General features: G+C 53.8%; 6 protein-coding genes. 4 read left to right on the top strand and 2 right to left on the bottom strand.

Annotated elements, in window-relative coordinates:
- Positions 1–137 precede the first annotated feature (137 nt).
- Positions 138–896, bottom strand: coding sequence for a phytanoyl-CoA dioxygenase family protein (locus tag ACH2EH_RS08045; protein WP_395140598.1), 759 nt, complete (start codon positions 894–896; stop codon positions 138–140).
- A gap of 232 nt (positions 897–1,128) precedes the next feature.
- Between ACH2EH_RS08045 and ACH2EH_RS08040 the strand changes: the two genes are divergently transcribed.
- The 3 genes from ACH2EH_RS08040 to ACH2EH_RS08030 all read left to right on the top strand — a co-directional run bounded on the left by ACH2EH_RS08040 (position 1,129) and on the right by ACH2EH_RS08030 (position 3,664).
- Positions 1,129–1,815 carry a hypothetical protein gene (locus tag ACH2EH_RS08040; RefSeq protein WP_395140596.1) on the top strand — a complete coding sequence of 229 codons (687 nt, stop codon included), beginning with the start codon at positions 1,129–1,131 and terminating at the stop codon, positions 1,813–1,815.
- 80 nt (positions 1,816–1,895) lie between these two features.
- The gene (locus ACH2EH_RS08035) at positions 1,896–2,720 is read left to right on the top strand and encodes a phytanoyl-CoA dioxygenase family protein (RefSeq protein ID WP_395140594.1); all 825 of its coding nucleotides are present in this window, start codon (positions 1,896–1,898) and stop codon (positions 2,718–2,720) included.
- Positions 2,717–3,664 carry a phytanoyl-CoA dioxygenase family protein gene (locus tag ACH2EH_RS08030; protein ID WP_395140593.1) on the top strand — a complete coding sequence of 316 codons (948 nt, stop codon included), beginning with the start codon at positions 2,717–2,719 and terminating at the stop codon, positions 3,662–3,664. The genes ACH2EH_RS08035 and ACH2EH_RS08030 overlap by 4 nt, the downstream gene beginning before the upstream one ends.
- Before the next feature lie 7 nt (positions 3,665–3,671).
- Here ACH2EH_RS08030 and ACH2EH_RS08025 read toward each other — a convergent pair whose 3' ends face one another.
- A complete protein-coding gene (locus tag ACH2EH_RS08025; protein ID WP_395140591.1) occupies positions 3,672–4,511 on the bottom strand; it encodes a hypothetical protein in 840 nt (279 codons plus the stop codon).
- Positions 4,512–4,600: 89 nt separating this feature from the next.
- Here ACH2EH_RS08025 and ACH2EH_RS08020 point away from each other — a divergent pair.
- On the top strand, positions 4,601–5,275 hold a 675-nt coding region (locus ACH2EH_RS08020; RefSeq protein WP_395140589.1), incomplete at its 3' end, for a UPF0236 family transposase-like protein.

Below are 5,275 nucleotides of genomic sequence, written 5' to 3'. Positions count from 1 at the left end.
AATATTTGTTTTCTTTTCATAATATCACCTTGTTTTTTAAGTTAGAGCCAATCCACAACACCGCTTGTTATCATTTTATGGAAAATATTGTATCTCTCTCACCCCCCCCCCCCGCCAGTGAATTATTTCACAGCTAGTTAGACATCCAGAATTACCCGGGCCGCTTCAGAGAGCCCGGCGATTGTTTCTGGACTCAGTGAGGTACGCTGATTGGTTTGTTGTGGCTGGTCACGGCGAGTGAAGTAGGAGTGCAGGGCCCGACGGGGTTTGTCGGTATGATTTAAAGTTCCTCCATGCCAGGTGTGGCTATTAAAGATCACCACGGTTCCGGCAGACCCAAGAATAAGCTGTTCCTGCGGATGGGTATCCGTGGGGCTTGCCAGCTCCTCCTGCGGCGCTTTCCCGCTATTGTGCGAGCCGGGCACCACGCGCGTTGCGCCATTGGTCAGGGTAAAGTCATCCAGAAGCCAGATGGAGTTACAGACAAAAAACTGGCCCGGCGGCGTGGCTCCGCTCCAGTCGGCATGGAGCGACTGAAGACCCTGTCCGGGAAGCGCTGCACGGTGATTGAGCGACGAGAGCCGCAGGTCTCCCTGGAGTACATGAGCAATTCCCGCAAGGACGCGGGGGTGGGTGAAGCAAGGTAGGAACAGAGGGCTCTTATCCACCAGATTCGAGAGGCGATTCGTGCCCGCCTCTTGGTGTACTTCTTTGCCCGCATTCTCTCCCTCTGCCACAAGCAGCTTGCTCAGCCTTGCATTGATCGCTGTAATTTGCTCAAAGGAGAGAACTCCCTGCAAAGGCAAGTAACCATCATGATCTAACTGATTTTTCTCTTCGGTACTCAAGCAATCCTCAGTGACGCCCAGTACTGTCAGTGCTTCTGAAATTGTCATGGGACGTAGTTCGCTATGCCTTACCCAGCTTCCTCTCAATCAGGCGAGAAAAATTCCTGGCCGAAGGAGGGATTTACCCCAGATGCGTGGTATATTATGGCGAATCTTGAGGAGGCATAGTTTGGCACATTCCATAAGAGTTCGTATTGGCTGGAGCATATTAGGTCTTGTTTCCGTCGCTACGGCAGGATGCAGTGGAGGCAGTATAGACTCCAAAGTCCCGCCCCCCTCATTGACACGAGATGTCAGTGGGATATGGCGTCGGCAACAGATCGGCATTGAAGGCACCCGCGTCAGCTGCCCCGATGCCAAAGAGCTTCTAGCACCTAGCACCCGAGAGCTAGTCGTCAACAGTATTGTCGTGGACACCTGCGGCAGCAGTGAGACTCTGATCTTCGGTAGGCAAGTATCTCTGGGCAAGGGCCGTTATCGCCTTGTCACCCTTCGGGGCACAGAAGACGGCAGCTACACCCTTACAGAAGATAGGCTGGTACTGGTTCGCGATGCGATTAATGGCACCTATCTGAAGAATCTCATCCCTGCACAGGCTCCCCAACGTACGGTCTATAGTGTGACCGTGCTAGACGGGGCAATTCGTATTGTTCCGATTCCTCAGCCCGTCGGCTTGGCAAAGAAAGATTCCAGTAAGCCTGCATTCCGTGAAGATGGGACTATCATCGCAGGTAATACCACTCCCGTCACCAATGCGGATGGCACCGTCAATACGGTCATACTTCCTGGCATTAACGATGTCGCGACCGTAAATTCCGATCTATCAATCACCATTGGCTCAGTTGCTAATGGGGCTACAGCAGATGATACCCCAGGCTTAGTTCGGGTACGTGGCGTGGAAAATACTTTCCAGTTCGTCCCTTCAGATCCCGCAGTAATCGTTCCCACTCCCCTTCCTGCTCCGTAGGTTGTGGTTGGGTTTACTTGATCAGCGGCTCCTGTACCCACAGGAGCCGCTGTTTATTTTTTGAAGCAAAGAAAAGAATCATGTTACCAGAGCTATCGTCGGACTATCCGTTGCCCACAGAGCAGATCATACACTATCGAAATCAGGGCTGGGCACTTCTGCGGCAAGTTGCCACCCCCGATGAAGTGATGCCCTACCGAGAGGTGATCACTGCCATGACCAATGCGTTCGCCAAGCGCTACGCCCCTATTGAGCAGCGTGATACCTACGGCAAGGCGTTTATCCAGTACTCCAATATCTGGGAGATCTCCGAGGATGTGAGGAAATTTGTGACAGCGCGGCGCTTTGCGAAGATCGCGGCGGAGCTGATGGGCGTCGCAGGCGTGCGTCTCTACCACGATCAGGCGCTCTACAAAGAACCCCACGGCGGCCCGACGCCTTGGCACCAGGATCAGCAGTACTGGCCCCTTGATGGTGTCAAGTGTGTCACGCTCTGGATGCCCCTGGTGGACGCGTCGGCAGCGATGGGAACGATGCGCTTCGCGTCGGGCTCTCAAGCACTGGGTTACTTAGGCCATGAGAACATCTCCGACGACTCCGAAGCACGATTCGACGCGCTGGTGGCAGTACAAGGCTACTCACTGGACTACGCAGGTGATATGGCCGCAGGCGATGCCACGTTCCATAACGGCTGGACTCTCCACGGTGCGCCTGGCAACGCCGATTCAGAACGCACTCGTGAGGTGATGACCATTATCTATCTTGAGGACGACGCGACCATTAGCAGACCAGACCATGCCAACCGGGAGAACGATCTAAGCCGCTGGTTTCCCGGCCTCAAGCCCGGTGATAAGGCCGCCAGCCCGCTCAATCCCCTGCTCTACCACAAAGATTTGTTGCCATGAAACTGACTTCGCGCCAGAAAGAACTGGAGATAACCGACGATGTGTTCGGAGAGCTTCGCGACTCCACGGCAGTTCTTGGCGATGGGCTCGCCCTACGCCAGCGCATGGCCAATGATGGTTATCTTTTTTTCCGGGGCGCTCTGAACCGTGCGGAGGTTACTCAGGCACGCCAGGAGTGTGTCCGCCGTCTTCATGCGGCGGGCTTGCTGGAACCCGGCACCGACCTCATGGAGGCGATTCCGCGACAAACCCCTGATGGTAGCCTGAGCCTCTACTTTCGGGCGGAGCTGGCCGAGGACAATAGCCCTCTGCTCAAAGTGCTCTACGACGGCCCCATGATGGAGATTTTCGCACGGCTGCTCGATGGCCCCGTGCTCCACTATGACTTTACGTGGATGCGTGCCGTCAGCCCAGGCGGTGGCACTGCGCCGCACTGTGACAAAGTCTATATGGGCCGAGGAACCCCCAAGCTCTTCACGGCTTGGACACCCCTTGGAGACATTCCGATCTCTGTAGGTGGCCTGATTATCTTAGAAGGCTCGCACAAGCGGCAGGACATCACGGGCAGCTATCTTGCCCAGGACGTGGACTCGTACTGTGAGAACGGCCCCGCCGCAGAAGCCGTGCAAACCGGAAAGATCCACTGGGAACACCCTGAGACCCATGAAGCCTGGGACGGTACCTTCTCGCATGACCCTCCGGCGGTACGCCAACAGCTTGGCGGGCGCTGGCTCACCACGGACTACCGAATGGGCGATCTTCTCATCTTCTCCATGGCGACCCTGCACGCGAGCCTCGACAACCAGGGCAATACTATCCGCCTCAGCTCCGACACGCGCTACCAGCGCACCGATGAGCCCGTTGACGTGCGCTGGATGAACGGGGCAGACGGTAGCAAGCCCATTGCTCACGGCCTCGCCGCTAAGCGTGGGAGAATCTGCTAGGCGCGGCTCACAGGCAGTAGAGCTGGGAAAACCAGGGCTGCTCAACATCCGCACCGATCTTAAGCCTTGCTTGCTCTGAGAGAGCCATTGCCCAGTGGAGGTAGGCATCACTCTGCTGTGGCTGAAGCTCAGCCACACCTGCGTAGCGTGCGTAGGCACTCTCAAAGAGAGCATCTGCCTCACAGCTTGCCTTATACTGAGCGCGTTCGACAAGCTGATCTCCCTCACGGAGCTGCGCGGCAACAAAACTGGGATGGATGTCCTTAGGAGTTGGATAGCCGATGCGGGGAAGCCGATCCAGAAGCTGATCTGGCTGTATCGCCGGAGACAGGGTGTCAAGAATTGCCTGCGGATGCTCCAGAAGACGATCCGCAAAATCGGTAGAGAAACCTCCCAGATGACGTGCCAACTGAACAAAAAAGGAGTCCGCAGTGAAGCCAGGAACCCAGTAGGCTTGTTTTCCAGGTAGAAGGAGCTTTCGCGTGACGATTGCAGCAGGAGGTTCCTGATCGTTACCAATCCAGTAGAGGCGGCTCTCGTAGGTCTTTTGTGCGGCCAGACGGGAAAAAAGAAAGGAGTCGGTGCCACTGTAGCCCACAACGAGCCAGGGGTGCTCTTTACTGGTTTCCTCAAGGACAGCTCTCAGGACGCGCGGAAGAGGACGGCTCTGGGAGACTCCCTGCCCCTGCAGGTAGAAAATAGCTTTCTCAGGGAGCTCCTTGAGCTCAGAAATCGCCATGTGAGGAACACTGTACACCGTCGGGAACTCCCCGGCGAGAGCACAGGCACGTGACAGAAGAGGATCAAAGTTGGTTGTTAGAATGCGGTCAACAAAACCAATTTTCATTAGGGTGTGACTCATTTTGGTTGAAGGAGTTGGGGGTGGCAATTTCAGGCATAATGTCTGTGCCACAAAAATAACGCCAGGAGACTGCCATGACCCCCAACTCCCAAGAAATTGTACAACAAATCAAAGACAAATTCGAAGAAATCATCACCTTCGTCACACAGAATCAGCAAGGCCCACCCTCAATCTATCAGGCAGAGAAACACTTACTCGCCAGCCTTCTGAGTCTGGGACGAGATCTACTGCTGGCTTTCATCATGACTCAGCAAGATCAACTCAAGCATATAGATAGTATCTGCCTAAATAGAGAAAATTTACCGATTCATTCTCTTAAAAGAAGATCTTATCGCTCAATATTTGGAAAAATAACATTCAAAAGAGCTTACTATTATAAAACCGGACAAAGTTATTTTCTGTTAGATGCGAAGCTTAAAATGCCAGAAAATACTCTCTCGGACTTGCTACGGGAATGGATCTCTCAGACGGCTTGTTATCTGCCTTATCACAAAACAGGAAAGATTTTTGAGAATATTTTGACACAGAAATTAAGCTGCCGACCTCTCGAAGAAGTTATTTTAGAGGACAGTGCTCTCGTGGAAGAATTTTACCAGAATAATTCTGTTGTATCGCCCGCCACAGAAGCCACGATTTTAGTCGCGCAAGCTGATGGTAAAGGAATTCCTATGCTCCCGGAAAATTCTCAACCGATTCGGGTACGCCTGGGCAAAGGAGAAAAATTAGGCCAAAAGAAAGAGGCTATTGTG

Origin of the sequence: Armatimonas sp. (assembly GCF_043760365.1) — a bacterium.
In the GTDB taxonomy this organism is placed as follows: Bacteria; Armatimonadota; Armatimonadia; order Armatimonadales; family Armatimonadaceae; genus Armatimonas.
This window is presented reverse-complemented; position numbering and strand designations above follow the sequence as displayed.

Bases quoted from the DNA above. Each gene is read 5' to 3' on its own strand.
- ACH2EH_RS08025 (WP_395140591.1), bottom strand. From the start codon at position 4,511: ATGAAAATTGGTTTTGTTGACCGCATTCTAACAACCAACTTTGATCCT.
- ACH2EH_RS08035 (WP_395140594.1), top strand. From the start codon at position 1,896: ATGTTACCAGAGCTATCGTCGGACTATCCGTTGCCCACAGAGCAGATC.
- ACH2EH_RS08030 (WP_395140593.1), top strand. From the start codon at position 2,717: ATGAAACTGACTTCGCGCCAGAAAGAACTGGAGATAACCGACGATGTG.
- ACH2EH_RS08045 (WP_395140598.1), bottom strand. From the start codon at position 896: ATGACAATTTCAGAAGCACTGACAGTACTGGGCGTCACTGAGGATTGC.